This is a genomic window from Asanoa ishikariensis (assembly GCF_900107455.1).
GTDB lineage: Bacteria > Actinomycetota > Actinomycetes > Mycobacteriales > Micromonosporaceae > Asanoa > Asanoa ishikariensis.
The window spans coordinates 579,124-604,425 of sequence record NZ_FNQB01000003.1 but is presented as its reverse complement, the minus strand read 5'-3'; the positions used below and the strand labels follow the sequence as shown (position 1 = coordinate 604,425).

24 protein-coding genes are annotated in these 25,302 nt (G+C 70.8%); 13 read left to right on the top strand and 11 right to left on the bottom strand.

Features of this window, described 5'->3' with window-relative positions; all coding sequences use genetic code 11:
- Positions 1-14 precede the first annotated feature (14 nt).
- From BLV39_RS26825 to BLV39_RS26810, 4 genes are read left to right on the top strand one after another with little or no spacing between them, the layout of a single operon-like run.
- Complete coding sequence (locus BLV39_RS26825; RefSeq protein ID WP_090798835.1) at positions 15-839, top strand: ABC transporter ATP-binding protein; 825 nt, start codon at positions 15-17, stop codon at positions 837-839.
- On the top strand, positions 836-1,819 hold the full coding sequence (locus tag BLV39_RS26820; protein WP_090798833.1) for an ABC transporter substrate-binding protein: 984 nt from the start codon (positions 836-838) through the stop codon (positions 1,817-1,819). The genes BLV39_RS26825 and BLV39_RS26820 overlap by 4 nt, the downstream gene beginning before the upstream one ends.
- Complete coding sequence (locus BLV39_RS26815) at positions 1,819-3,915, top strand: iron ABC transporter permease (RefSeq protein ID WP_090798831.1); 2,097 nt, start codon at positions 1,819-1,821, stop codon at positions 3,913-3,915. Before BLV39_RS26820 ends, BLV39_RS26815 begins: the two co-directional genes overlap by 1 nt.
- Positions 3,912-4,799 carry a siderophore-interacting protein gene (locus tag BLV39_RS26810; protein ID WP_090800660.1) on the top strand — a complete coding sequence of 296 codons (888 nt, stop codon included), beginning with the start codon at positions 3,912-3,914 and terminating at the stop codon, positions 4,797-4,799. Before BLV39_RS26815 ends, BLV39_RS26810 begins: the two co-directional genes overlap by 4 nt.
- A gap of 22 nt (positions 4,800-4,821) precedes the next feature.
- Here the strand turns inward: BLV39_RS26810 and BLV39_RS26805 are convergent, their stop codons facing one another.
- The 3 genes from BLV39_RS26805 to BLV39_RS26795 all read right to left on the bottom strand — a co-directional run bounded on the left by BLV39_RS26805 (position 4,822) and on the right by BLV39_RS26795 (position 8,587).
- Positions 4,822-6,321 carry an FG-GAP repeat domain-containing protein gene (locus BLV39_RS26805; RefSeq protein WP_090798830.1) on the bottom strand — a complete coding sequence of 500 codons (1,500 nt, stop codon included), beginning with the start codon at positions 6,319-6,321 and terminating at the stop codon, positions 4,822-4,824.
- Positions 6,322-6,405: 84 nt separating this feature from the next.
- Positions 6,406-7,536: an epoxide hydrolase family protein gene (locus BLV39_RS26800; RefSeq protein ID WP_090798828.1), complete on the bottom strand. Its 1,131-nt coding sequence runs from the start codon at positions 7,534-7,536 to the stop codon at positions 6,406-6,408.
- A gap of 76 nt (positions 7,537-7,612) precedes the next feature.
- Positions 7,613-8,587 (bottom strand): ArsR/SmtB family transcription factor, encoded by a 975-nt coding sequence (locus BLV39_RS26795; protein WP_176985091.1) that lies wholly within the window; start codon positions 8,585-8,587, stop codon positions 7,613-7,615.
- Positions 8,588-8,734: 147 nt separating this feature from the next.
- Between BLV39_RS26795 and BLV39_RS26790 the strand changes: the two genes are divergently transcribed.
- On the top strand, positions 8,735-9,415 hold the full coding sequence (locus BLV39_RS26790) for an SMI1/KNR4 family protein (protein WP_143049895.1): 681 nt from the start codon (positions 8,735-8,737) through the stop codon (positions 9,413-9,415).
- Between the two features lie 10 nt (positions 9,416-9,425).
- On the opposite strand, the gene BLV39_RS26785 is transcribed toward BLV39_RS26790, so the two are convergent.
- Positions 9,426-11,444, bottom strand: a complete 2,019-nt coding sequence (locus BLV39_RS26785; protein WP_090798821.1) for a hypothetical protein — start codon at positions 11,442-11,444, stop codon at positions 9,426-9,428.
- A 55-nt stretch (positions 11,445-11,499) separates the two neighbouring features.
- Here BLV39_RS26785 and BLV39_RS43685 point away from each other — a divergent pair, with 55 nt between their 5' ends.
- On the top strand, positions 11,500-12,240 hold the full coding sequence (locus BLV39_RS43685) for a hypothetical protein (protein ID WP_204082617.1): 741 nt from the start codon (positions 11,500-11,502) through the stop codon (positions 12,238-12,240).
- Between the two features lie 15 nt (positions 12,241-12,255).
- On the opposite strand, the gene BLV39_RS26775 is transcribed toward BLV39_RS43685, so the two are convergent.
- From BLV39_RS26775 to BLV39_RS26765, 3 genes are read right to left on the bottom strand one after another with little or no spacing between them, the layout of a single operon-like run.
- Positions 12,256-13,761, bottom strand: coding sequence for a tripartite tricarboxylate transporter permease (locus BLV39_RS26775; RefSeq protein WP_090798819.1), 1,506 nt, complete (start codon positions 13,759-13,761; stop codon positions 12,256-12,258).
- Between the two features lie 20 nt (positions 13,762-13,781).
- The gene (locus tag BLV39_RS26770) at positions 13,782-14,243 is read right to left on the bottom strand and encodes a tripartite tricarboxylate transporter TctB family protein (protein WP_090798817.1); all 462 of its coding nucleotides are present in this window, start codon (positions 14,241-14,243) and stop codon (positions 13,782-13,784) included.
- A 2-nt stretch (positions 14,244-14,245) separates the two neighbouring features.
- The gene (locus BLV39_RS26765; protein ID WP_090798815.1) at positions 14,246-15,265 is read right to left on the bottom strand and encodes a tripartite tricarboxylate transporter substrate binding protein BugD; all 1,020 of its coding nucleotides are present in this window, start codon (positions 15,263-15,265) and stop codon (positions 14,246-14,248) included.
- A gap of 139 nt (positions 15,266-15,404) precedes the next feature.
- On the opposite strand from BLV39_RS26765, the gene BLV39_RS26760 reads away from it, so the two are divergent.
- Entirely contained in the window at positions 15,405-16,088 is a 684-nt protein-coding gene (locus BLV39_RS26760) for a response regulator transcription factor (protein ID WP_090798813.1), read from the top strand.
- A 6-nt stretch (positions 16,089-16,094) separates the two neighbouring features.
- Entirely contained in the window at positions 16,095-17,495 is a 1,401-nt protein-coding gene (locus BLV39_RS26755; protein WP_090798811.1) for a sensor histidine kinase, read from the top strand.
- On the opposite strand, the gene BLV39_RS26750 is transcribed toward BLV39_RS26755, so the two are convergent.
- On the bottom strand, positions 17,492-18,439 hold the full coding sequence (locus BLV39_RS26750) for a TAXI family TRAP transporter solute-binding subunit (RefSeq protein WP_090798809.1): 948 nt from the start codon (positions 18,437-18,439) through the stop codon (positions 17,492-17,494). The genes BLV39_RS26755 and BLV39_RS26750 overlap by 4 nt on opposite strands.
- Positions 18,440-18,583: 144 nt before the next feature.
- Here BLV39_RS26750 and BLV39_RS26745 point away from each other — a divergent pair, with 144 nt between their 5' ends.
- The 3 genes from BLV39_RS26745 (at position 18,584) to BLV39_RS26735 (ending at position 20,524) form a co-directional block, all read left to right on the top strand.
- Positions 18,584-19,510 (top strand): NAD-dependent epimerase/dehydratase family protein, encoded by a 927-nt coding sequence (locus tag BLV39_RS26745; RefSeq protein WP_090798807.1) that lies wholly within the window; start codon positions 18,584-18,586, stop codon positions 19,508-19,510.
- Between the two features lie 161 nt (positions 19,511-19,671).
- Positions 19,672-20,001, top strand: a complete 330-nt coding sequence (locus BLV39_RS26740; RefSeq protein WP_090798806.1) for an ArsR/SmtB family transcription factor — start codon at positions 19,672-19,674, stop codon at positions 19,999-20,001.
- Positions 19,991-20,524, top strand: a complete 534-nt coding sequence (locus tag BLV39_RS26735; protein WP_090798804.1) for an SRPBCC family protein — start codon at positions 19,991-19,993, stop codon at positions 20,522-20,524. Before BLV39_RS26740 ends, BLV39_RS26735 begins: the two co-directional genes overlap by 11 nt.
- Here BLV39_RS26735 and BLV39_RS26730 read toward each other — a convergent pair.
- Entirely contained in the window at positions 20,521-20,994 is a 474-nt protein-coding gene (locus BLV39_RS26730) for an HAD family hydrolase (RefSeq protein ID WP_239083456.1), read from the bottom strand. The two genes, BLV39_RS26735 and BLV39_RS26730, sit on opposite strands and share 4 nt — an antisense overlap.
- Before the next feature lie 235 nt (positions 20,995-21,229).
- Here BLV39_RS26730 and BLV39_RS26725 point away from each other — a divergent pair, with 235 nt between their 5' ends.
- Positions 21,230-21,595: an Mth938-like domain-containing protein gene (locus BLV39_RS26725; RefSeq protein ID WP_090798802.1), complete on the top strand. Its 366-nt coding sequence runs from the start codon at positions 21,230-21,232 to the stop codon at positions 21,593-21,595.
- An 86-nt stretch (positions 21,596-21,681) separates the two neighbouring features.
- Here the strand turns inward: BLV39_RS26725 and BLV39_RS26720 are convergent, their stop codons facing one another.
- Positions 21,682-22,341, bottom strand: coding sequence for an MSMEG_1061 family FMN-dependent PPOX-type flavoprotein (locus BLV39_RS26720; RefSeq protein ID WP_090798800.1), 660 nt, complete (start codon positions 22,339-22,341; stop codon positions 21,682-21,684).
- A 47-nt stretch (positions 22,342-22,388) separates the two neighbouring features.
- On the opposite strand from BLV39_RS26720, the gene BLV39_RS26715 reads away from it, so the two are divergent.
- On the top strand, positions 22,389-22,901 hold the full coding sequence (locus tag BLV39_RS26715) for a hypothetical protein (protein WP_090798798.1): 513 nt from the start codon (positions 22,389-22,391) through the stop codon (positions 22,899-22,901).
- Here the strand turns inward: BLV39_RS26715 and BLV39_RS26710 are convergent, their stop codons facing one another.
- A complete protein-coding gene (locus tag BLV39_RS26710) occupies positions 22,902-25,232 on the bottom strand; it encodes a M20/M25/M40 family metallo-hydrolase (protein ID WP_176985090.1) in 2,331 nt (776 codons plus the stop codon).
- Positions 25,233-25,302 lie beyond the last annotated feature (70 nt).

Here is a 25,302-nt window from a genome sequence, read left to right as displayed (position 1 = left end):
GCTAACCTAACCTCGTGTCCAAGGGGGAACTTCGCGGCGTCGGGCTCGACCTCGCCTACCACGGCTCTGCCGTCGTGCACGGCGCGTCGATCACGCTGCGTCCAGGTCAGGTCACCGCGTTGGTCGGGCCGAACGGCAGCGGCAAGTCGACAGTGCTGCGCGCACTGGCCCGGCTGCACAAACCGGTCAATGGCGACGTGCTGCTGGGAGACTCCTCCGCGCTGGCGTTGTCCCCGCGCGACTTCGCCCGGCAGGTCACGCTGCTGGCCCAGAGCCGCCCGGTGCCCGCCGGCGTGAGCGTCCACGACGTGGTCTGTTACGGCCGGCACCCGTACCGGGGCCGCTGGCGGGCAGAGGACCCGGACGGTCCTCGGGCCGTCGCCTGGGCCATGGAGGTCACCGGCGTGACCGCGATGGCCGACCGCGCGGTCGACGAGCTCTCCGGCGGCGAGCGCCAGCGGGTCTGGCTGGCCACCTGCCTGGCCCAGGACACCGGGGTGCTGCTGCTGGACGAGCCGACCACGTTCCTCGACCTGCGCTACCAGGTGGAGATCCTCGACCTGACCCGCGACCTCGCCGACGAGCACGGCGTCGCGGTCGGCGTCGTGCTGCACGACCTCGACCAGGCCGCGGCCGTCGCCGACCAGGTCGTGCTGCTCTCCCAGGGCCGCGTGGTCGCCGCCGGCGAGCCGCGTGACGTGTTCACCGAGACGGCGCTGACCGACACCTACGGCATCCCGGTCGAGGTCCTCGTGGACCCCGAGACCGGCCACCTCTCCACCCGACCCGTCGGCCGGCACCATCGCCGGTCGCGTACCCCTGAAAGAGAATCCGTATGAAGCGATTCCCCCTGCTCGCCGTCGCCGCTGTCGCGGCCCTGGCGATCGGCGCCTGCGGCACCACGGAGGAGGCCGGCGCGCCCGCACCCGCCGCCTCGTCCGACGCCGCCACCGGACCGGTCACGGTCAAGGACAGCCGGGGCAAGGAGATCACTCTGCCGAAGCCGGCGACCCGGGTGGTCAGCCTCGAGTGGGGCGAGACCGAGATCCTGGCCAGCCTCGGCGTGATGCCGGTCGGCAGCGCCGACAACAAGGGGTACGCCACCTGGGTCACCTCGACGCCGCTGGACGCCTCGGTCAAGGACGTCGGCACCCGTGGCGAGCCCAGCGTCGACTCGGTCGTCGCGCTGCAGCCGGACCTGGTCGTGATGGAGGCCGAGCGGGGCGCGCCGATCGTCGCGCAGCTCGAGAAGTACGTGCCGGTGCTGGTCACCATCGGCAGCGACGCGAAGCGCAACCTGGACCGCCTGCGCGACGACGTCACGATGATCGCGACCGCGGTCGGCAAGAAGCCCGAGGGCGAGAAGCTGCTCTCCGACCTCGACGCCCGCATCGCCTCCGCGAAGACCGAGATCGCCGCGGCCGCCGGTGGCAAGCAGTTCGTGATGGCCGACGGCTGGAAGGAAGGGAGCACGGTCTCCATCCGGATGTTCGGCAAGGGCGCGCTGCTCTCCGACGTCGGCACCGCGATCGGCCTGGAGAACGCCTGGACCGCCGCAGGCGACCCGCAGTGGGGCCTTGGCCAGACCGACGTCGAGGGCGTCAAGGCGCTCGACGGCAAGGACGTGCGGTTCTTCTACAACGCCTCGGACGGCGTCGACGTCTTCGCCGATGGGCTCAAGGGCAACGCGATCTGGGACAACCTCTCGTTCGTCAAGGCCAACAAGGTGACCAAGCTGCCCAACGGCATCTGGACCTTCGGCGGCCCGAAGTCGTGCACGCAGTGGATCGACGCGGTCGTCGCGGCGTACAAGGGCTGATGAGTCTCTCCACAGCGGAGCGGCCGACAGCGACCGCCGCCGACCTCCCGGCGCCCAGGCGCGTACGGGTGGCGGCGGCGTTCGCTGTCGCGGCCGCCCTGGCCGTGCTGTTCGCGGCCGTCCACCTCACCCAGGGCACCTCGTCGGTCGGCGCGTCCGACCTGCTCCGGCTGCTCTTCGGCGGCGACGACGCCGGCACGACCCAGGTGCTGGTCGCCTCCCGCCTGCCCCGGCTGCTGGCCGCGTTGGTGGTCGGCGTCGCCCTCGGCGTGGCCGGTGCGGGACTCCAGTCGCTGGCCCGCAACGCCCTCGCCTCGCCGGACACCCTCGCGGTCAACGCCGGCGCCTACCTCGCCGTGGTCGCGGTCTCCGCGTTCGGCATCAGCCTCGGCGTGCTGCCCTCCGGCGGCCTCGCGTTCCTCGGCGGCCTGCTCGCCTCCGGCCTCGTGCTCGCACTCTCCTCCGGCGGCCGGGCGGGACCGACCCGGCTCATCCTGGCCGGCACCGCGGTCGCGCTCGCCCTCGGCTCGCTGACCACCGTGCTCCTGCTGCTCTTCGAGCAGAACACCATCGGCCTGTACGCGTGGGGCAGCGGCTCGCTGGTGCAGAGCGACCTGTCCGGCGTGACCCGGCTCAGCCCGGTCATCGCCCTGGCCGTGGTCGGTCTGCTGCTCGCCGGTCGCCGGCTGGACATCCTGGCCCTCGGCGACGACCCGGCCACCTCGCTCGGCGTCGACGTGCGGCGCACCCGGCTCGTCGTCGTGCTGCTGACCGTGCTGCTCTCGGCGGCCGCGGTGACGCTGGTCGGCCCGGTCGGCTTCGTCGGCCTGTGCGCACCGGTGATCGTCCGGCTGCTCGCCCGCGCCGTGCCCGGCGTGCTGCGGCACAAGGTGCTGCTGCCGCTGTCGGGCATCGTCGGCATGCTCGTCGTCGTCGGCTCCGACGTGCTGCTGCGGGCCATCGTCGGCGCGCAGGCCGGCGTCGAGGTGCCGACCGGCGTGGTCACTTCTCTCTTCGGTGCGGCGCTCCTGGTCTGGCTCGCCCGCCGGCATCGCGACGCCGGCAACACACCACAGTCGACCTCCGGCCGCCTGCGTACCCGTGGCGCGTTCCTGGTGGTGCTCGCGGTCTCGTCTTTGTTGGTCGTCGGCGCGGTGATCGTCGGCATGCTGGCCGGCGACACCTGGGTGCTGCTCGGCGACGTGGTCAACTGGCTCTCCGACAAGACGGGGCCGGCGTACACGTTCGTGCTCGACCAGCGGTATCCGCGCGTGTTCGCGGCCCTGCTGGCCGGTGCGGCGCTGGCCGTGGCCGGCACCACCGTGCAGGCGGTCTGTCGCAACCCCCTCGCCGAGCCCGGCCTGCTGGGCATCTCCGCCGGTGCCGGCGTCGGCGCGGTCACCCTGATCTCGTTCGCCCCGCTCGCCGGGGTCTGGGCCATGTCCGGCGTGGCCGGCCTGGGCGCGCTGCTGGCGTTCGCGATCGTCTACGGCCTGTCGTGGCGTGGCGGGCTCAGCTCCGACCGCCTCGTCCTGGTCGGGATCGGCATGCAGACCGGCCTGTTCGCGGTGATCACGATGATCATCATCGCCACCGACCCGTGGAACACCGGCAAGGCGCTGACCTGGCTGTCGGGGTCCACCTACGGCCGCACCGCCGGCCAGGTGGTCCCGGTGCTCGTGGCGCTGCTGATCGCACTGCCGCTGCTCGCGTACGCCCGGCGTGATCTGGACCTGCTCGCCCTTGACGAGGACACGCCGCGGGTGCTCGGGGTGCGGCTCGAACGCACCCGGATGATCGCCCTGGTCGCCGCGGCCCTGCTGACCTCGACCGCGGTGTCGGCGGTCGGCGTCATCGGTTTCGTCGGCCTGGTCGCACCCCACGCGGCCCGGGCCTTGGTCGGCGGCCGGCACGCCCGAGTGCTCCCGGTCGCCGCCCTCCTCGGCGCCCTGATGGTCAGCGCCGCCGACACCGTCGGCCGGACCGTCATCGCGCCGGCGCAGATCCCCGCCGGTCTGATCACCGCACTGATCGGCACCCCGTACTTCATCTGGCTGTTGTGGCGGTCCCGGACCGCGTCTGGAGGCGCTTCATGACCCCCTCGTGGCGGTTCTTCCCGGTGACGGTCGGCGCGGTGCGGCGGCTCAGCCCGTCGTTCATCCGGGTCACCTTCGTCGGCGACTGCTTGAAGTCCTTTGCGGACAACGGTTACGACCAGCGGATCAAGCTGTGCCTGCCGGTGCCTTCGCACGGTTTCGCGTTTCTGCCGACGCACGAGGACTGGTGGTCTGAGTGGCGGGCGCTGCCGGACTCGCATCGGAACCCGATCCGGACGTACACGGCCGCGGCTGTCCGCGCGGACGCTGGCGAGGTCGATGTGGACATGGTGCTGCACGGCGACGGCGGCCCGGCTTCCCAGTGGGCCCTGCTCGCCGCGGCCGGTGACTCGCTGGTCCTGCTGGGCCCGAACGCCGAGTACGACGGTGACCACGGCGGGCTGGAGTTCCGGCCACCGGTCGGCGCCCGCCTGCTGATCGCGGGCGACGAGACCGCGGTGCCGGCGGTGGCGGCGATCCTGTCCCGCCTGCCGGCCGCTGCCCGCGGTGACGTGGTGCTGGAGATTCCCGCTCGTGAGGACGCGCTGGACCTGCCGGCGCCGACCGGCGTGCGGGTGCAGTGGGTATGCCGCGACGGAGGGCATGACTACGGCGCCCGCCTGGTGGCGGCGGTCCAGCACGTGGTGGCCGGCAACCGCACGCCGGTGCCGGCCGGCGTGCGGGCGGTGGTCGACGAGCTCGACCCGGACGGCGACATCTGGGAGGTGCCGGAGGAGGGCGCGGTCGGTGACCGCTACGCGTGGCTGGCGGGGGAGTCGGCCGCCATCACCACGCTGCGCCGGCACCTGGTGAAGGAACAGGGCTGGGACCGGAAATCGGTGGCGTTCATGGGCTACTGGAAGAACGGCCGCGCCGAGTCCTGAGGATTCGGCGCGGCCCGCTTGTCTACAGAGTCAAGAGCTTGAAGCCGCCTCCTTCGCCCAGGACTCGGGCAGACCAGAAACCACCGTCGCCCTTGCCCGGATACCAGGCGAACGTGCCGTCCGTGTAGACGGCCAGGAGGTCGGCCTTGCTGTCGCCGTCCAGGTCGGCCAGCGACATCAGCCTGAAGCCGGCAGGCCCGAGGATGCGGGCCGACCAGAAGGTGCCATCGCCCTTGCCCGGGTACCACGCCAGCGTGTCGTCCGTGTAGAGGGCGAGCAGGTCGGCCTTGTTGTCACCGTCCAGGTCGGCGAGGGACATCAGCTTGAATCCGGCGGGTCCGCCTACGCGTGCCGACCAGAAGCTGCCGTCGCCCTTGCCGGGATACCAGGCCAGCGTGTTGTCGGTGTAGAGGGCGAGCAGGTCGATGATGCCGTCGCCGTTGAGGTCGGCGAGGTTCATCAGCTTGAAGCCCGCTGGGCCGAGAATGCGGGCCGACCAGAACGTGCCGTCGCCCTTGCCCGGGTACCACGCCAGCGTGTAGTCGGTGTAGAGCGCGAGCATGTCCTTGATGCCGTCGCGGTTGAGGTCCGCCTTGGCCATCTGCAGGAATCCGGCGGGTCCGCCTACGCGTGCCGACCAGAAGCCGCCATCGCCCTTGCCGGGATACCAGGCCATCGTGTTGTCGTTGTAGAGCGCTAGCAGGTCGGCCTTTCCGTCGCCGTTGAGATCGTTGCGCGAGCCGGGCCACGTCGCGCCGCTACCGCCGCCACCCCCGCCGCCGCCACCGCCGCCTCCGCCCCCGCTGGACAGCGTCGATCCGTTGACGTACCCGGCAAGGCATCGCTCCTGCGGGCCGTCGTCGTTGCAACCCTTCACCATGTAGCTGTATGTGGTCGAGGCCTTGAGTTGGATGTCGTTGTACGACCCACGATCCACGATGCTCACCAGGGTCGAGTTGCGGTAGACGCGGTAGTACAGGCCGGGCACGTAGTCCCAGGCCAGGGAGACCGACGTGTCGGTGCGACCGGCGACGCGCAGGTTCCGCGGAATGGCCGGAGGGGCGGAGGCCGGTGGTGGGTCATAGCAGGCGATGCTGTCGATGATGACCCTCTGGTCATTGTGGAACCGGTACCACATGCTCGTATCAGCCCGGGTGAGGTCGTAGTTGAAGTACTCGACCTTGTTGGACCCGAGCAGTCGATACGTGATGAGCCGACCAGCGGTCGCACAGCCAGCCGGTGCCTGGAAGGCGTCCTGATCGCGTCCGACCTGACCCGGCGAGACGGTTCTCTGAGTTCCGCTGCAGCCGCGTGGCCATGAGTTGCCGGGGATCGGGGTGTCGTCGTCGCCGTTGCACCATCCGTCCACCACTTCGATGGGGTTGCTGGCCGCGTTGTCGAGGTTGCACCACGGGTCAAAGAACAAGCAGACGCCCGCGGACGCCGGCGGGGCGGCCACCACCACCGCGCTCACACACAAGGCGATCGTCATCAGGAGGACGCGCGCCACGAAACCTTTCATGATTCACCTTTCGTAGACCGATGTTGCCGAATTTGGAACGACCGCCCGCCAGCGAGGCCCCCGTTTGCCGCGCTGGCGGGGCGACTAGGTGAGCGGTCCGAAGAACGTCCGCAGGTCCGCGGCCAGTTCCGCCGGCGCCTCCATCGCAGGGAAGTGCTTGCCCCGTGGGAATTCCGACCAGTGCGTGCCGGCCGGTGCGGGGATGATCCGGCGGACCGTCTCGTCGGCGCCGAAGACCGCGAAGCCCTGCGGCACGGACGCGGGGGGACCCCAGTCCGTGGAGTGGGCCTGCTCGTACAGCGTGTGTGCGGTGGTCATGCCGCAGCGGGTGAACCAGTAGAGCGACACGTTCGTCAGCAACTGGTCGTCGTCGACGGGTAGGTCCGTCCACTCGTGGACCTTCTCGGCGATCCAGGCGAGCAGCAGCAGGGGTGAGTCGACCAGCCCGTACCCGATCGTCTGTGGTCGGCTGTTCTGGATCGCGAGGTATCCCGACCCCTCCCGGCGGAACGCGTCCATCCGATCCAGGATGGCTTTGTCGACCGGGTCGGCGGCGTCGAGGCGGTCGGCCATACCCGGCATGAAGGTCGCGACGTTCGCGGCGGTCAGCGGGTCCGTGACCACGTGCACCCCGATCACGCGGGCGCCGTCGAGCCCCGCGACCGTGCCCGAGACGCCGGCCCCGACGTCTCCGCCGTGCAACCCGTAGCGCTCGTAGCCCAGGCGGCGCATCAGCTCGACCCAGGCGGCGGCTGTGCGGCCCATCGCCCAACCCGGGCCGGACAGCGGCGTCGAGAAGGCATAGCCCGGCAGGGACGGCGCGATCACGTGGAACGCCTGCCCGTCCGGCGGCTCTGGTTCGGTCAGCAGGTCGATCAGGTGCAGGAACTCGGCCACCGAGCTTGGGTAGCCGTGCGTGATCAGCAACGGCTTCGCGTCCGGCCGCGGGGATCTGACATGCAGGAAGTGGATGCGTTGCCCGTCGATCCGGGTGGTGAACTGCGGGAACGCGTTGAGTCGGTCCTCCTGCGCGCGCCAGTCGTACCCGGACTGCCAGTGCTCCGCCAGCCCCCGCAGACGGGCGAGCGGCACGCCGCGGGTCCAGCCGTCGCCCGGGGCCTCATCGGGCCAACGGGCGTTCTGGAGTCGTACGCGCAGGCCGTCGAGCTCGTCCTGAGAGACCTCGACGGTGAACGGTTCGATGCGGTCACCCATCGGACCACTCTCCCCGGGGCCGGGTCGGGCGGGGGAGGAGTTTCCATGCTGGTGGAAATTGCCTGCGTGTGGCGGGTCAGGGTGGTCCGTAGCGGCGGATCAGCGCGTCACCCAGGCGGCTGCGGGTGTGGTGGACCGACGTACCCGAACGGCTGCTGGCGACAAGTCCGGCGTCCCGCAGCACGCCGATGTGGTGACTGGTCGCGGGCGCCGAGATCCCCACCCGCAGCGCGAGCTGACCGGTGCCGCAACCTTTGTGGATCGAGATCAGCACCGCCGCGCGGGTCTCGCCCAGGAGCCTGGCCAGCGCCTGGCTGTCGCCCGTCTCGGCCGTGTGGCGCACGGGGTAGACGACGACCTGCGGAAGCGACCCGTCGTAGACGGTGAGGGGATGGGTGCGGCAGAAGTACGACGGGATGAGCCGCACCCCGCGACCCTGGAGGTAGACGTCGCGCGCGGAAGGATGCGAGGGCAGTTCCAGCACCGGGTACCGCCACCGCATCAGCGGCTCGTAGCTCGAGAGCAGCCCGTCGATGCCGGCGGTGTGGACCGCGGTCCGCCGGACGGCCAGGTCCCGGTCCACGGCCTCGGTGATCTTCTCGCGGATGCGGTCGACGGCGGCCCGGTAGTACAACCGCATCAGGTCGCCACAGGCGTTGAGGTCGCTCGCCCGTCCCGCCCGGAACCTCTCCAGGTGGGCGCGGCCCGCGCGATCAGGCTTGAGCCGGTCGATCTCCGCGACAATGCGACCGCGCGGCGTGGACAACATGGCCTCGATGCCGGCGTCGAGCCCGAGCGCGCCCTCGAGCGGCGTGACCAGGTCGGGAAAGTACGCCGCATGCGGGACCAGCGGGAAAAGCTGGTGCCGGACGGCTGCGGCAAGCCCGGTGCCGCGCAGTTCGTGGGCTGTCTGCGAGCGCCATTGCCGCAGTTCGGCCTGGCCGTAGCGGCCCTGCAAGGCCTGGAGGCTGTTGACCGCCTCCCACATAGGATCCGGCCCGTCGGCGAGCTGAGTTCGCGCCAGGTCGAGCCGGGTGAAATGGATGCGCATGATGGCCCCCCGTGAGTCGTCGCGCAACCGTCCAGCAGTAACCATCCTCCAAACCCGGAGGACGGCTGTCTATAAGCAAGCTGACGACCAGTGCGGCCGTTGAGTTGCTCCGTGTCGCCCAACCGACTCGGCCTAGGCTCTCGGGCCATGGGCTTTGACCTTGTGGACGGACTGCGCTCCCTCGACACGTACGACGATGTGTGGCGCTTCATCAGGGGGTTCGCGGCCGAGTGGGTCTCGCCGATCAGGGAGCGGGACGACGTGACTCCGGAGGAGTTCGACGAGGCCGAGGAACGGCTCGGGGTGCGGCTGCCCGAGGCGGTCCGGCAGGCCTACCAGCTCATCGGCCGCAACCCGAACCTGACCAGCCGGAGCGGCGCGTTGTACGAGATCGACGAGCTGGAGTACGACCCGGACTCCCGGATGTTGACCTTCAGATGCACTCACCAGGCGACCGCGTTCTTCTCGATGCCGGTGCGATCGTGGGACGACGATCCGCCGGTGTACGTCGACTTTCCGTACCGCCCGGAGCCGTACACCGACCGCTTCTCGATCAACCTGGTCGAACTGGTGCTGTGGGAGACCGCCGAGGCCGGCGACCGCTCCGACGGCCGGCAGTTGACGGACTACGACGGCGACCTGCTCGACGGCCTCACTCCACTGTCAACCCTGTTGCCGGCGATGGAGTGGAACAAGCCGTGGCACATCAGCCCCGACGTCATCCTCCGGCGAACGGGCGACCTCATCACGATCGCGGCCCGCACGGACGAGGCCCTGACCGACTTCCGCGCAGCCCACCCGGGCGACTGGATGGGCCGCTGGCATTGAGCTGTGGTCGTCAGGCTTTGCTGAGCAGCCTGATCGTGTCTTTGACAAGGTCCTGCAGCAGTTCGTCGGTCCACACGAGGTCATCCGCGGAGCCCCCGAAGCTGGACCGCTTGTCGCTGCCGAGAAGGTCCCGTAGGGCCGGGATCGTCTCGCTCGCCCGCAGCTCGAGGATGGTGGCCGGACCGATCCGCCCGCCGTAGTCCTTGATTCCGCGAACGAGCGGTTCGGTCAGCTCCGCGGTCGGCGTGCCGAGTCGGGCGAGGGCTCGGGCGGCCGACAGCCGGCTCCAGCGATCGTCCAGCCGCGCTCTCAGAAGCGGTGCGAGGTGGGTGACCGACTCCGGGGATTCCTGCGCCAGGTCGGCGATGAAGTCCGCGGCGTGACGGGCAGGCGTGTCTCCGGCGACGAGTACGGCCTCCACCGTCGGCAACACCCCCTTCGGCCCGGTCACGGCCGCTACCACCCGCGCCGCCAGGATCTGCCTGTCCCGCCCCGCGTAGACCCGTTCGGCCACACCGGTCAGGTGGGTGGCCGCGGTCTCCAGCAGCGGCGTCAGCAGTTCGCCGAGGTCCCCGATGGCCGGCATCGGCATCCGGGACACCGGCGCGTCTCCCGTCAGCACCGCCCGCAGGGCATCGAGCACCACGTCGGTGTCGCCGGTCAGCCGTCGCACGGCGAGGGCCGCGTGTAGGTCGCCCCTCTCCGACGCCCGGACCCGCCAGTAGGGGACGGCAGCGTGATCGTCGAGGCCCAGCAGGAGCAGCGTCTCAGCGACCTCCGGGCCGATGGCGGCGAGCAGCTCCGGCAGGAGAGCGGCGGCATCGGTGCCCCAGTGCCCCAGCATCGGTGCCAGCAACCCGGCGGACTCCGGTAGGGTCCTGAGCTGCTCCCGCACCGCGACCAGCACCTGCGGCGTGTAGCGGACCGTGCGTGGCATGAACCGGACCGTGTGACCGCGGGCGGCCGCCGCACAGACCGGCTCGACCCAGCGCGGATCACCGAGCCACTGCAACGTCTCCGCCGCCCGGTACTCGGTGGTGAATCCTCGCTGGCCGGCGGTGTCAGGGAACCGGCCGGCGAGCTCGGCGAGCAGATCGGCGAACCGCTCCGCCGCCGCACCGGCCCGGCGCAGCACGTCCGCGACGCCGTGCCGCACCTCGGAATCAGGGTCATCGAGCAGTGGCGCCACCAGCGGCACGAACACCGGCGGCGCCGAGCGCTGGGCGTCGCAGCGCGCACTCAAGCCACAAAGCCCGACCCGGCGCACGCGCGGATCGCCGGAGCGCAGCAGTTCCTCGACGACGGCGACCGCGACCGGCGCGGCCGGTGCGGTCACGAGCTCGTCCGTCCAGTCGCCGTCACGTCCCCAGGCCCACGCGATGGCCGCGTCGTCCTCGATCGCGGCGACCAGCGAGGTGATGGTGCCGGTCGGCCAGTCCACACCCGCGCGGAGCAATGCCACGGCGGCGGCCACCCTTACCCGCGGCTCACCGTGCAGCGCGGCCTCACGCAGCACCGTTTCCGCCCCGAGGGAGGTCACCTCACCCAGTGCGAGGGCCAGGGTCGCCCGCGCCGCCGGGTCGTCCTCGAGAGCCCACCGTCGCCAGATCGGCTCGGCGTTCACGCCCGCCTTCGCCGCCGCATAGGCCGCCGCCTCGCGGACCAGCGGCTCGGTGTCGTCGAGCAGGAGCACCAGGCTGTCCAGGTGGGCCGAGACGGCCGCCCGCACCTGCGGAAAATCGCGACCGTAGGCATGCCGATCGTCGGCCAGCATCCCCAGAAACCACACCAACTCGGCGCGCTGGTGCGGCGCACCCACGGCGAGCTTCGCGAGGAACGGCACCGCACTCACCGTCGCCGGGTAAACGCTGCCCTGATGGAAGATGCTCCCGTGCAGGTCGGAGGCTGCCTGCGCGGCCAGTTCGCCGTCGGCTGAGGCCACTTGGCGCAGCAGCCCGGGCGTATCTTCCGCGCCACCATACGCGTGCGAAAGCTCACCCCAGGTAATCGCCTCAAGCCCATCAAGCACGCGGCGCAGCCTAGACGGCCGTCCGCCGGCGCGGGCCCGGACCTAGGCTTGCGCGGTGCGCCGGATCAAGCTGAGGGATTCCGAGAGCGGCCTTGGGCTGGTCGTCACGGGCCGCGCCACACCGGGTCTGCGGTTCGAGGTGGCATCAGGCGGACGCTTGCTGCTGCGCCAACAGAATCGCCTGGTCCTTCTCGGGAAGGTGCGCGGCTGGAACGACGGCGTGGACGTGCAGCGGACGGGCGACTACGTCTCGCCGCTTCCGCCGCTGCGTGCCGACCACGCACGCCAGATCACTCCGTCCGGGGACACGGCCTGGTTCGGGCGCTGGGCTCATCAGTTCGCGTCCTGGCTGGACGACGGCGCGGGACCCTTGCACGACGGGTCGTGGATCCTCGGGCCTCGGAAACTGCCCGCATACTGCCTGCGAGGCGACCTCGTCACGGACTACCCCGACAGTTACCTCGACTGGTGGGACGGGTGGAACGGCGTGCTGCCCCTGACCCAACTACCCGATGCCGATTCGGCCCGCGTGAAGGCCTTCCGCCGACAGGCCCGCGAAGGAACGCTTCCGCCGCTGTTGCTGTGGTCCGTGACCGCCTTCGACGGCTACGTGCTGCTTGACGGACGCTGCCGTCTGGTCGCGGCCCTCGCCGAAGGCATCGAACCAGCCGTCCTGGTCCTGGCCCACGCGTCCGCTGACCTTCGCGAGGACAGAAGGACGCGGGCATGGCCCATCCGAGGCGGCGTGCCCACCTGGGAAATGCGGGCCGCAGCGCAGGCGTGGGTGGCGGAGTAGTGTCGCTCGGCTCTCCTATTCCTCCTCGGTGAAGACCTCCTCGCGGCGCTTGCGGATGGTTGGGAGGACCGCGACGACCAGGGCCGCTACCGCGACCGCCAGCAGGACCGCGGAGATCGGGCGGGTCAGGAAGACCGTCGCGTCGCCGCGGGAGATGATCAGGGCCCTCCGCAGGTTCTCCTCAAGCAGCGGCCCAAGAACGAACCCCAGCAGCATCGGGGCCGGTTCGCAGCCGCATTTGATGAGGATGTAGCCCAGTAGGCCGAAGAAGACGATCGCGTAGACGTCCCAGGCGTTGAAGTTCAGCGAGTATGTGCCGATCGCGGCGAAAAGGATGATCATCGGGAACAGGACCGCGTACGGGATGCGGAGCATCTGGACCCACATGCCGATCAGGGGCAGGTTCAGCAGCACCAGCAGCACGTTGCCGATCCACATCGAGGCGATCAGGCCCCAGAACAGGGCCGGCTCGTCGTTGATGACGTTCGGGCCCGGGGTGATGCCGTGCACGATGAACGCGCCCACCATCAGCGCCATCACCGGGTGGGCGGGCAGGCCCAGGGTGAGCAGCGGGATGAACGACGTCTGTGCCGCCGCGTTGTTCGCCGACTCGGGGCCGGCCACCCCCTCGATCGCGCCGCGGCCGAACTCCTCCGGGCGTTTCGAGACCCGCTTCTCCACCGCGTACGAGGTGAACGACGCCAGCACGTGACCGCCGCCGGGCAGCACTCCCAGCGCCGATCCGAGCCCCGTGCCGCGCAGGATCGGGCCGACAATCCGGCGCCGATCTGAACGCGTCGGCCACAGGTTGCGGACCTTCGACACCACCGCCGCCCGCGTGGACTCGTTCTCCAGGTTGCGCAGGATCTCCGCTACGCCGAACAGGCCGACCGCGACCGACACGAAGTCGATCCCGCCGTACAAGGACCGCTGGTCGAAAGTGAAACGAGGCGTACCCGTGTAGATGTCCTGCCCGACCGTCCCGAACAGGATGCCCAGCGCGATCATCGCCAGCGCCTTCAAAGCGGAACCCCGGGCCAGGGCGATAGAGACAATCAAGCCGAGGAGTACGAGCGAGAAGTACTCGGCCGGCCCGAACTTCAGCGCGACGTCGGCCAGTGGTGGTGCCGCGACGGCCAGGATGACCGTGGCGACCGTGCCCGCGAAGAACGACCCGATCGCGGCCGCCGCCAGAGCAGGGCCGGCTCGACCCTGCCGGGCCATCTCGTGGCCGTCTAGCGCCGTGACCGCCGCCGACGACTCGCCAGGCAGGTTGATCAGGATCGCTGTCGTCGAGCCGCCGTACTGCGCGCCGTAGTAGATACCGGCCAGCATGATCAGGGCCGTCACCGGCTCGAAGTTGAACGTGATCGGCAGCAGCATCGCCACCGTCGCCGTCGGGCCGATGCCCGGCAGCACGCCGACCGCCGTGCCGAGCAGCACGCCTACGAAGCAGTACAGGACGTTCTGGACCAGGAAGGCGGTCGAGAAGCCCAGCGCGAGGTTGTCGAGAAGGTCCATGCCTCAATCCGGGTGACGCGTCAGAACTGGAGCCACGGACCGAACAGCGGGATCCGGAGCTGGAGTGCGACGACGAAGATGAGCGTTGCGCCGAGGGTCAGGCCGGCCGCGACGGCGAGCGCCCACCACGGGCGCACGCGGGAGCTGGCCAGCGTGGTGAGCAGGGCGGTCACGAACGAGGTCGGCACGAAACCGAGCCGGCGTACGGTGAAACCGAAGAAGACGACGGCGATCACGATGGCCGCGACGGCCCGCCAGGGGACCGCGGTGAGCGTGATGACCTCGCCGGCGACCAGTCCTTTCACGACGATCGCCAGGCCCAGGGCGCCCATGACGGCGCCGACCAGCAGCGGGAAGTAACCGGGGCCCATCCGCAGTGGGGTGCCCAGCGAGTAGCCGAGCGACCCCACCACGAATGCTCCGCCGATCAGGACGAAGATTCCCCCGGCGAGGATGTCCGCGAGGGACTTTCTGCGTTCCATCGTCAGGAGGCCTTGACCCCGGCGTCGGAAATGATCTTCGCCCAGGTCTTGAGCTGCTCGTCCAGGTGCGCCCGGTGCGCCTCCGGTGTCGCGTCCGTCGCGGGGACCGGCGCGGTGCCGAGCTTGGCCATCTGGTCGATGACGGCCTGGTCCGCCAACGCCACCTTGAGCGCCTCGGACAGCTTCTGGACGACCTCCTGCGGCGTGCCCTTCGGCACGTAGAGGCCGTGCCACACGCTGACCTGGAGGTTGGGCATGCCGGACTCGGTCGTCGTGGGCACGTCCGGCAGGCTCTTCACCCGCTCCGGCGTGGTCACCGCGTACGCCTTCACCTTGCCCGCGGTGATCTGACCACTGGTGTTGGTCGTCTGGTCGCACATGAAGTCGACCTGGCCACCGACGAGGTCGGTCAGCGCCGGGCCGGTGCCCTGGTACGGCACCTCCTGGAGCTTCACGCCCGCCGCGGACTGGAACAGCAGGCCACATAGGTGGGACGCCGCACCGATGCCGGCGTTGGCCAGCGTCACCTTGTCGGCGTTGGCCTTCACGTACGCCACCAGGTCCTGGAACGTCGCGGGCGGGAAGTCCTTGCGCGCGACGACCGTCATCGGCACCTCGGTGACCAGGCCGATCATCTCGAAGTCCTCGAGCGGCTTGTAGTCCAGGTTGGCGTACAGGGCCGGTGCCGTGGACATGCCGATGTGGTGCATGAGCACCGTGTAGCCGTCTGGATCGGCCCGCGCGACCTCGCCCGCGCCGACCGTGCCGCCCGCGCCCTCGACGTTCTGGACGACGATCTGGGCGCCGAGCTTCTTGCCCATCGGCTCGGCGATCATGCGGGTGACGGTGTCGGTCGGGCCGCCCGCGCTGAACGGCACGACGAACGTGATGTTCTGGTTCGGGTAGTTCGAAGCGTTCCCGCCGCTGCCGGTGCCGGCGCCGCCGTTATCGGAACAGGCGACGAGCGACACGACACCGACCGCGGCGATGAATCCCGCGGCGGCACGGCTTGTTCTTCTCATCTGCGCCCTCCTCGTTGGAACGTGCAACTTCGTCGATGCGCGGCCTCAGTTTCGGCTGGAGCGGCGGCTTATGGTGTCAGAGGAATCCCAAGAACTCGATGGCTGACCGGATGGTTGTCGGGCCGTACAATCCGCCGGTATGCGGATTACGGTCATCGAGGACGACGACCGCGTGGCGCGGGGTCTGGTGACCGTCCTGGCGCAGGCGGGCTACGAAGTGCACCGCATCGCCACGGCGGCCGAGGCCGCCCGCGCCGAGCCCGCTGACGTGGTCCTGGTCGACCTCGGACTTCCGGACGGTGACGGGATCGACGTGATCCGCCGGCTGCGCGACCGGCCCGAGACCGCCGTCATCGCGGTCACGGCCAGGTCCGAGGAGCATGAGAGGGTACGCGGCCTGCGCGCAGGAGCCGACGACTACATCGTGAAGCCGTTCGGCGTCCCCGAGTTGCTGGCCCGGATCGACGCCGTGCTGCGGCGCACCCGGGCGGCGCGGGCCGCGAGCCACCCCGACGGCCCGCTCGTCGTCGGCCCGATACGGATCGGTGTCGGCACCCGCGAGGTCAGCGTCGCCGGCACGCGGGTTACGTTGACCCGCAAGGAGTTCGAGCTGCTCCTGCTGCTGGCGCGGCGCGCGCCGAACGTGGTCAGCCGCGACGTCATCCTCGACCTGATCTGGGGCGCCACCTGGGAGTCGTCGAGCCGCACCCTGGACACCCACATCGCGGCGCTGCGCCACAAGCTCGGCCCGGACGTGCTCATCCGCACGATCCACGGCGTCGGCTACCGGCTCCTCGCCGAGGCGCCGGAGCTGATCGGCTGAGTCGGCGTGCATCGTCGCCTGCTGGTCGTCCTGGTGCCGCTCGCGGTGCTGCTCGTCGCCGCGCTCGGGGTGCCGCTGGGCATCACCGTCGCCGAGCGGGAGATGCAGGAGACATACGTCGACCGCCTCAACGACGTCGGCCGGTTCGCCTCGCTGGCCGAGACCGCGCTGACGACCGGGCGCACCGAGGCGCTGCACCAGGAACTGTCCCGCTATCACGACCTCTACGGCATCCCGGTGGTGGTCATCGACGTCTCGGGGGCGGTCCTGCTCGGCCCGGCCGGCGCGTACCAGGAGGCGGCCCGGTCCGAGCCGGCCCTGGTCCGGATCGTCACCGCGGCGCTGGCCGGAGCCAGGTCCGAGCCGTCGGGGGAGTGGGCGCCGTGGGACGACTCGGCGCTCGTGGTCGCCGAGCCGGTGGGCCGCGACAGCGAGGTGGTCGGCGCGGTCGTGACCATCTCGGACCTGTCGAAGACCCGGGACCGCATTCTGCTGCGGTGGGGGCGGCTGGCCGGCCTCGGTTTGCTTCCGCTGGTCGCGTTGGCCGCGGTCGCCTGGCCGGTGTCGGCGTGGGTGCTGCGCCCCGTGCGGAAGCTCGACGCGGCGACCGCCCGGATCTCCGAAGGCGACCTGACGATCCGCGCCGACTCCGAGGCCGGCCCGGTCGAGCTGCGTCGGCTGGCGCAGTCGTTCAACACCATGATGGACGCGGTGGAGAATGCCGTGCAGCGCCAGCGCGCCTTCGTCTCCGACGCGTCGCACCAGTTGCGCAACCCGTTGACCTCGTTGCGGCTGGCGGTCGAGAGCCTGTCACCGCACCTGGCCGACCCCGGTCGCCCGGTCTTCGACGTGGCCGTCGACGAGCTGAAGGCGATGCAGCGGATGCTCAACGCGCTGCAGGCCAGTGCCCGGATGGAGAGCATGCGTACGGCCTCGCCGGTCGACCTGGACGCGGTGCTGGCCACCCGGGTCGACCGCTGGCGGGCTCTGACGCTCTCCGCGGGGCAGACCTTGTCGGTGTCGGCACCCCCGGGGCTGCGGTTGCTGGAGCCGCCGGGCGGGCTGGGCAGCGTGCTGGACGAGCTGATCAGCAATGCGCTGCGGCTCTCGGACGCGTCGGTCGTGTCGGTGACCGCTGTCGCGGACGCGTCGTCGGTGACGATCGCCGTCCAGGACGATGGTCTCGGCATCGACCCGGCCGACCGGGGCAAGGCGCTGGGCCGGTTCTGGCGGTCGCCGCGCCACCAGAACGTACCCGGGACCGGTCTGGGGTTGGCGATCTGCGCTGACCTGGTCGGTGCGGCGGGCGGTTCGTTGCGGCTGGAGGACGGGCTGGCGCGCCCGGACGGGTCGGGTTTCGGGTTCGCCGCCGTCGTTGCCCTGCCCGTCGTCGTCGCCGCCGCTTAGCGCTTGCGGTCGCGGAACCACTGCGCCGCGCCGGGGTGCAGCGGGATCGAGCCCGTCGAGATGCCGGTGCGCACGTTGATCTGCCACGCCTCCGGGATGGCCTCGGCGTCACCACGGCTGGCGGCGGTGATGGTCTGCGTGAAGATCGTGTCGGTGATGGCGTAGACCAGGTCGTCGGACAGGTCGTTGCGGGCCAGGAGGACATTCGGGACGGCGACGGTACGGGTGGCCGGCACACCGGCGTACGCGGTGCCGGGGATCGTCGCCGGTGCGTACGGGCCGGGGTAGGCGGTGACGAGCGCGTCCGCCTGGCGGTCCAGCGGGATCAGCCGGATCGGGTGCTGCTGCGCGAGCTCCGTGATGGCCGGCGTGGGCACGCCGGTCAGGGAGAACATCGCGTCGATCTCGCCGGCGCGCAGGGCGGCGGCGGACTCGGCCTGGCTGAGGTTGCGGCCGTCGGCGTCCACGGGCCCGAGCGCGAGCGCCCGCAGCGAGGTGAACTCGGTGCCGGAGTCGTGCGCGCCGAGCGAGACGCGCTTGCCCGCGAGGTCGGCGAACTCGTCGATCGCCGAGCCGGCCATGACGACCAGGTGCAGATGGCTGTCGTAGAGCCGGCACACGGCCGAGATGCCGTCCGGTGCCGTGCCGCCGGTGGTGATGACGGCGTCCAGGCTGGACAGTCCGAGTTGGACGGTGTTGGCCCGCAGCATCCGGATGTTGTCGGTGGAGGCGCCGCTGGGCACGGTGGTCACCGTGGCGCCCGGCACCTGCTCGGTGATGTGCGCGGCCAGCGCCCCACCGATGCGGCGATAGACGGCGCCGGCGGGACCGGTGGCGAGACGGAGCTGGACGGTTCCCGGCTGGGGGTCCGGCGTACACCCGACGAGCAACCCACCGACGGACATCAACACCGAACGCCGCGTGATCCTCGCCCGCGCCTCCATGGGCGAGATGTTAATGTCCAACGGCGGATGCCGCCTCCGTCGATGGGGGTGGGCGGTGAGATATCGGGGTGAGGCTATGTCTGCGCACGGCCTCCTTTCGCATGCCCCATTGATCTCATCACCCGTAAAGGACAGCTCACCACCATGCATGTGTTGGTTCTCGGCGGCACCCGCTTCGTCGGTCGTGCCGTGGTCGACCGGGCGCTCGCCAGCGGCGCCTCGGTAACACTCTTCAACCGGGGACAGACCGCCCCGGAGCTCTATCCCCATCTGGAAACCGTGGTCGGCGACCGCACCGTCTCCCTGTCGGCGCTCGCGGGCCGGCACTTCGACCTGGTCGTCGACTGCGCCGGCTATCTCCCGTCGGTGGTCTCGCTCTCGGCCGCCGCGCTGCGGGACTCGGTCGACCGGTACGTGTTCGTCTCGTCGGTCTCCGTGTACGCCGACCAGAGCGTGCCGCCGGTCGAAGGCGCCGCGGTGCTGGAGGACGACTCGTACGGCGGTCGCAAGGCTTTGTGCGAGCGGGTCGTCTCGTCGCTCTACGGTCCACGGGCGTTGATCGCCCGGCCTGGGCTCATCGTCGGCCCGCACGACCCGACGGAACGGTTCCCGTACTGGCCACGGCGCTTCCAACGGCCAGGACCGATCCTGGCGCCGGGCCACCCTGACGACCCGACCCAGTTCGTCGACGTACGCGACCTCGCGGCGTTCCTCGTCGGCGCCACCGCCGGTGGCGTCTTCAACGTGGTGGGACCGGTCATGCCCATGGCCTCGTTGCTCGCCGCGTGCCGTGCGGTGACCGGCTCTAGTGAGGAACTGGTCTGGGTGCCGAGCGAGCGGCTGCTTTCGGCGGGGGCTGACCCGTGGATGGGCGTACCACTCTGGATCGCTGATCCGCAATGGAGTGCGGCGAACCTGGTCTCCGGCGACCGCGCCGTCGCCGCTGGCCTGACGCACCGCGAGGTCGGCGAGATCGTCGCCGACGTCCTGGCGTGGGACAACGCCCGGGGCGGCCCACGGGACGGCATCGAGCCGCTGTCGGCGGAAGAGGAGCGACGCCTGCTCGGCTGATTCGTGCGGTAGATCAGCCGCAGTGGAATTCCCAGATCTGCTGCGGCTGATCTCCGAACGATCGACCGCCTTCAGCACCGCCGTCGCCTGCGCGCCCGCGTGGGACCCCTCCTGTGCTGTATGACGTTGTGCTTATATGAGCATTGAGTGATACTGGCGAGGTGGACGTCTTCACCGCGCTGGCCGACCCGACCCGGCGCGCCATGCTCGACCTGCTGACCGGCGGCGCGCGCCCGGCCGGCGACCTCGTGGCGGCCTTTCCGGCCCTGACCCAGCCAGCGATCTCCCGACACCTGCGGGTGTTGCGCGAGGTCGGGCTGGTTGACGTGCGGGCGCAGGCTCAGCGTCGCATCTACACGCTGCGCACCGAGCCGTTGTCGGAGGTTGACGCCTGGCTCGGGCGCTACCGCGACTACTGGGCACGCCACCTGGACGCGATCGAGGCACATCTGGCCGCACCACCTGGACAAGGAGCGCACGATGACCGTTGACGACCGGCTGGGCCACCTCGACATGCACGGCGAGTCCGTGACGATGACGTTCCGGCGCCGGCTGCCGTACCCGATCGACGCGGTCTGGGCCGCGATCACCGACCCGAAGGCGCGCGAGACGTGGTTCGGCACCACGACGATCGACGCGCGCGCCGGTGGCACGATCGCGATGCTGCCGCACGACCCGCCCGCGCCACCGGACGCCAAACGCATGACAGGCACGATCCTGACGTGGCAGCCACCGTCCCCGGCCGGCGGCGGCAGCCGGACGGCGGTGCTGGAGCACGAGTGGCACCAGCGCATCGTCGAAGCCGGTGTGGTCCGTTACGAGCTCACGGAAGACGACGACGCGACCGTGCTCGTGTTCACCCATCACGGACTGGGCCTGCGCAACGCACAGGGCTTCCTGCCCGGCACCCATGCCTTCCTCGACCGCCTTGCCGCACACCTGGCCGCGGAGGACATCCCGAACTGGAACAGGTTGTACGAGCTGCTTGCGCCGGCGTACCAGTATGGGTCCTAGGTCTCGGTCGCCCACGCGGTGAGGGCCTGGTCGGCCAGCGAGGGGTAGGTCGCGTCGGTGTCGAGTCCCACGCGGGGCAGTGACGGCACGCCGACGACGTACATGCCGGCCGCCCGGGCCGCGGCGACGCCGGTCGGCGAGTCCTCGAACGCGACGCTGCGGGCGGGATCGGCGCGTAGGACGGCGCAGGCGGCGAGGTAGAGGTCGGGTGCGGGCTTGGCGATTGTCACATCCTCGGCGGCGAGCACGTGGTCGAACAGTTCGTGCAGGCCCGTGGAGGCCAGCGCGGCGGCGACGAAGGACCGCGGGCTGTTGCTGGCCACCGCGATCGGCACGCGGTCCTTTAGGCGCTCGACCAACGCGCGTGCGCCGGGCAACGCGTCAGCGCCGGAGGCAAGCTCGACGCGACGAGGTCGTGGAGCTGTTTCGCCAACGCGGGGCCGTCGCCGGACCGCCCGAACGAAAACCACAGCCTCCACACGCCGGCAACGACATGCGTTTGATCTTCGCAGACGCCTCCAACGCCACCAGACATCGCGTGCGGCAGAGGAGCGGTGGCTGGTTGATCGAGCGGTGGGGGGCGGCTGATCCGTGCCGCGTTGCGCTTCCTGCGCAAGACCACGGCCAGCGGGTCACCATGCCGAGAGCAACAGGGTTGACCGTGCGGCTGACGCATCTACCTGTCCTGGCCGTAGGCTGCCGGGCGTGGATGAGGCACCCCGGATCCTGCGCATCGAGTGGGGCCGCGTCGAGGTTGACGGTCTCGGGTCGTTCAAGGACGCGAAGCTGTACCCCGGCGGCGGGCGGGCGTGGGACTGGAATGAGGCCGGCACGCGGCATCGTCCGGGCATCCAGACGGCCGACGTCGAGGAGTTGGTGGCGGCCGGTGCCACCACGGTGGTGTTGTCCCGCGGCATGGATCAGGTCCTCGAGGTGACGCCCGAGGCGCTGGCATGGCTGGGGGAGCGGGGAGTGACCGTGCACGTGGCCGAGACCCGAGCCGCCGTGGCGGTCTACAACGACCTGATCGCGACCATCCCGGTGGGTGGCCTTTTCCACTCCACCTGCTGATCCCCACCGCGAGCCGGTCTGGCCGGATTGCCGGCACTCGATGATCGCATTGAGCCGTCAGCAGGGGCATGCGGAGAGAATGCCCGTCATTCGTACCGATACTTCAGCGCGTCCGCCTCGGCCTGCTCGATGTCTGCGATCGTCAGGTCCGGCATCCGGAGCTGGGCCAGGGTCACCTCGGCCGAGGTCGGCTGGGCGTCCACCGGCAGCCACTGCTCCGGCTTCCACGCCCCGCTGCGCAGCAGTGACTTGGGGCAGTGCGGGTAGACCTCCTCGATCCCCACCACCAGCGCACTGGCCGGTGGCTTGCCCACGGCGGTCAGCTGCGACAGCAGCTCGGGCCGCGTGGAGACGCAGGCCCGGCCGTTCAACCGCAGCGTCGTCGTGCGCCCCGGGATGACGAACAGCAGCCCGGCCCGGCCGGTGGCGACGACGTTCTGGAGGCTGTCAAGACGCTTGTTGCCCGTCGCGTCCGGTATCGCCACCGTCCGCGCGTCCAGGACGGCGACGAACCCGGCGGGGCCGCCGCGCGGGGAGACGTCAATGTTGCCCTCGGCGTCCACGCTGGCGACCAGGACCAGCGATGCGCAGGCGATCAACTGCCGGGTCTGCGCGGTGAGCTCGGTCATCTGCTTGCGCACGGCAGCGTCGCTGGGGAGCTCGTAGACCCGGCGCAGCCCCTCCTGGTCGGACACAGCATCGAGGCGCAGGGAGTCGAAGACACTGGTGGCGAGGGCTGGCTCCATCTACCGACCCTAATGGACCGACCTTCCATCGTCGGTAGTCTGCCGGCATGTATGTGAACGTCCACCCGGTTACCACCGTGCGGGTCGGCGGTATGGTCGCCGAGATCGACGAGCTTCTCGCACCAGTCATCGACGCGACGTGGCGCAACGGTATTCAGACCCTGACCTCTTGCCAGGACGCCGGGGAGAGCAACGTCAGCTGGGTGTCGAAGCTGCCACACATGGCCGACTATGTGGCCACCTGGAAGGGCTGGGCGTTCATCGACTTCGCTGTCGAGCAGGGCCTGGCGTTCCTCGACGCTGTCGCCGGCGCCGGAGTTCGTGACGCGTTCTACGTGCGAATAGTCCATTGGGCAGCGCCGGACGCATGGCAGGTCAACGTCAGGCCGTACGACGCCGCCATGTTTGATGAGGTTGTGCCTTCCAGGTTTGGGCTGCGACTGATGCAGGTCATGTTTCCGCAGTACGACATCGCCGAGATCGGTCGCCGGCTCAACGACCACGCCGCTGGGCGGGTGGTGCCGCCGGCGTCTACCGACTGGAGCAGTGTCGGTCGTTAGTCAGAGCTCGACCGTTCGCACCACGAACGTCTGGGCGGGAATGACCGGCCAACTCGACCATGCCGCGTCCGCCGGGAGCGTCGGAGCACCCACGTCGGACGGGAGGCCCGCCGTGGACGAGACGACGCGGAGACGCAACGGTCCGGGACCTCGCGTGCGCACGGTGAGCTCGAAACCCTCGGCCGGCGGTGCCGAATACCGGAAACCCCATTGGGTGTCCGTCGCGGCGGCGAGGGGGGCGCCGGCCACCGTTGCGCTCAGGATCGTGGTGTCGGTGTAGACGTCGACGGCGTACGCGCCGGCAGGGACCTGGATCTTCACCCGCACCGACCTGACCCCGTCGCTCTCGTCGGTCGGCGGCGCCACGGGGGAGACCTCCGGCGGCGCGAGCGTGGCCAGCGGTGCCGGGCCGCTGTTCACCGGCTCCTGGCCGATCGGCGGCACCCGGTCGGCGAGGCTGATCTGCCCGGCCGTCAGCAGCGGGCCGACCCCCGGCTGGTCCTGGCCACCGACGCTCACCCACGTCGCCGTGCCGGAGTCCGTCTCCAGCACGTAGCCGAGGCTGACCGGGCGCGGCTTGGCCGGCGAGTATCCGTCCGCCACCACGCTGACGCCGACGGTGGCCGCCGCGCCGACCGCGAGTGCGAGGGTCGCGGCGGTCAGGAGCCGACGCGAAGGCAACGGCTCCAGGACCGCCAGGAGTACGCCCGCGAGGAGCGCCGCGAACAGCAACGGGACAGCGCTGAGTCCGATGCCGAGTGCGGGCACCAGCAGCAGGACGACCGGCAGCAACAGCGCCATGCCGGGCACGGCGGCGGCACAGCCGGCGAGCGTGCGCACGGGCGAGCCCGCGTCCGTGAACCGCAAGGCCGCCGCGAGGGCCACCACGCCGATCAGCGCCGGCCACGTGAACAGGTACGCCCCGCCGGGGAGCAGCACCGCGAACACGACCGCGAACAGCGTCAACCAGCCGAGTACGCCGGCCGCGACCTCCGACGGCGTGGCCTTGCGGCGTGCCAGGCGGTACCAGGCCACCAGCACCGCCAGCAGCAGCGCCACCTCGGCGAGCGCGTAGGGGGCCGGCTGGTAGATCCCGCCCAGGCCGACCGTGAACTCCGGCCGCAGCCGGGTCAGCAGCAGCCAGACGCCGACGCCGATCAAGAGAGCACCCGGGACCATGATCGCGAACGTGCCCGCAGCCCGCCCGACGCCGCCGAGGCGCAGGCCCTGCCGGCGGCCGGTGACCAGCAGCAGCACGTAGGCGACGAGGGTCAGTGCGGCCAGGGGCAGGACGAGCCAGCCGGGGTACGAGACGACGGCGCCGAACAGTGAGAAGTAGGTCGAGTCCCCGCCCGTGGCCGACAGGTCGGCGGCGGCGAGGTCGCGGGTCGCGGCCAGCACCGACGAGCCCATGTCCTGCACGCTGCCGCCAGAGACGTGGGCGATGTCGTCGTGTGGCGCGTGGTAGTGCGCCGATCCCTCGATGTACGCGAAGTTGAGCCCGCGCATGCCGGCCTCGTCGAAGACGGTCAGGTCGGTGTCGTTGGGCAGCACCTGGTAGACGGCGGCGGCGAACGACGTCGTGACCGGGTCGGCGGCCCGCACGGCCGGGGTCAGCCCGGTCCCCGCCATCTGGAACATCACGGCCGGTCCGGAGACGCCGCGGGCCTCCAGGTTGACCACCACGACGCGGGCCGGGTCGCCGGCCGCGCCCGAGTCCACGAACGCCTGGGCGCCGAGCAGTCCGGCCTCCTCGCCGTCCGTGAACAGGAGGTCGACGTCGTTGCGGGGGGCCGGGCCGGTGCGCAGGGCGCGGGCCACCTCGAGGATCGCGGCGACGTTCGCGCCGTTGTCGGAGGCACCCGGTCCGGTCGGCACGGAGTCGTAGTGCGCCACCAGCAGCACCCGGCCGGTCGGGTCCGAGCCCGCGATGCGGGCATGCACGTTGGAGACCGTGCCGGCGCTCTGGTGGCCACCCTCCGGCGACCGCGCCGCCACCGCGGTGCGCACGTCGGGTTCCAGGCCGAGCCCACGAAGCTGGGTCGTCAGGTACGCGCGGACCTCCGCGGCGGCCGCGGAGCCGCTCGGGTGGGGCACGGAGGCGATGCCGGGCAGCAGTGCGGTCGCCCGGTCGGCCGAGAACGCGTCGGGGGCTGCCGAGACCGGCAGCGGCGCGGGTGTGCGCAGCGACAGCGTCGCCGCCACGCCGACCAGGGCCAGCGCGATCAGCACGACCAGGGCCGCGACCCGTTGCCGCGCCGAACCGCCCGTGCTGGTCCGGTCCGATTCCGGATCCGCGATCGAAGGTCCGGCCTCAAGCTGACTCGTCATGCGATCGCCCATCCTCAGGGTGTTCGACGCGTCGATCCTCGGTGCTCACCGGACGGCCGGTGCATCCCCC

Excerpts from the sequence above, each read along its gene's own strand:
- BLV39_RS26820 (WP_090798833.1), top strand. The coding sequence starts at position 836 with ATGAAGCGATTCCCCCTGCTCGCCGTCGCCGCTGTCGCGGCCCTGGCG.
- BLV39_RS26815 (WP_090798831.1), top strand. The coding sequence starts at position 1,819 with ATGAGTCTCTCCACAGCGGAGCGGCCGACAGCGACCGCCGCCGACCTC.
- BLV39_RS26810 (WP_090800660.1), top strand. The coding sequence starts at position 3,912 with ATGACCCCCTCGTGGCGGTTCTTCCCGGTGACGGTCGGCGCGGTGCGG.
- BLV39_RS26805 (WP_090798830.1), bottom strand. The coding sequence starts at position 6,321 with ATGAAAGGTTTCGTGGCGCGCGTCCTCCTGATGACGATCGCCTTGTGT.
- BLV39_RS26800 (WP_090798828.1), bottom strand. The coding sequence starts at position 7,536 with ATGGGTGACCGCATCGAACCGTTCACCGTCGAGGTCTCTCAGGACGAG.
- BLV39_RS26795 (WP_176985091.1), bottom strand. The coding sequence starts at position 8,587 with ATGCGCATCCATTTCACCCGGCTCGACCTGGCGCGAACTCAGCTCGCC.
- BLV39_RS26790 (WP_143049895.1), top strand. The coding sequence starts at position 8,735 with ATGGGCTTTGACCTTGTGGACGGACTGCGCTCCCTCGACACGTACGAC.
- BLV39_RS26775 (WP_090798819.1), bottom strand. The coding sequence starts at position 13,761 with ATGGACCTTCTCGACAACCTCGCGCTGGGCTTCTCGACCGCCTTCCTG.
- BLV39_RS26770 (WP_090798817.1), bottom strand. The coding sequence starts at position 14,243 with ATGGAACGCAGAAAGTCCCTCGCGGACATCCTCGCCGGGGGAATCTTC.
- BLV39_RS26765 (WP_090798815.1), bottom strand. The coding sequence starts at position 15,265 with ATGAGAAGAACAAGCCGTGCCGCCGCGGGATTCATCGCCGCGGTCGGT.
- BLV39_RS26760 (WP_090798813.1), top strand. The coding sequence starts at position 15,405 with ATGCGGATTACGGTCATCGAGGACGACGACCGCGTGGCGCGGGGTCTG.
- BLV39_RS26750 (WP_090798809.1), bottom strand. The coding sequence starts at position 18,439 with ATGGAGGCGCGGGCGAGGATCACGCGGCGTTCGGTGTTGATGTCCGTC.
- BLV39_RS26745 (WP_090798807.1), top strand. The coding sequence starts at position 18,584 with ATGCATGTGTTGGTTCTCGGCGGCACCCGCTTCGTCGGTCGTGCCGTG.
- BLV39_RS26735 (WP_090798804.1), top strand. The coding sequence starts at position 19,991 with ATGACCGTTGACGACCGGCTGGGCCACCTCGACATGCACGGCGAGTCC.
- BLV39_RS26720 (WP_090798800.1), bottom strand. The coding sequence starts at position 22,341 with ATGGAGCCAGCCCTCGCCACCAGTGTCTTCGACTCCCTGCGCCTCGAT.
- BLV39_RS26715 (WP_090798798.1), top strand. The coding sequence starts at position 22,389 with ATGTATGTGAACGTCCACCCGGTTACCACCGTGCGGGTCGGCGGTATG.
- BLV39_RS26710 (WP_176985090.1), bottom strand. The coding sequence starts at position 25,232 with ATGACGAGTCAGCTTGAGGCCGGACCTTCGATCGCGGATCCGGAATCG.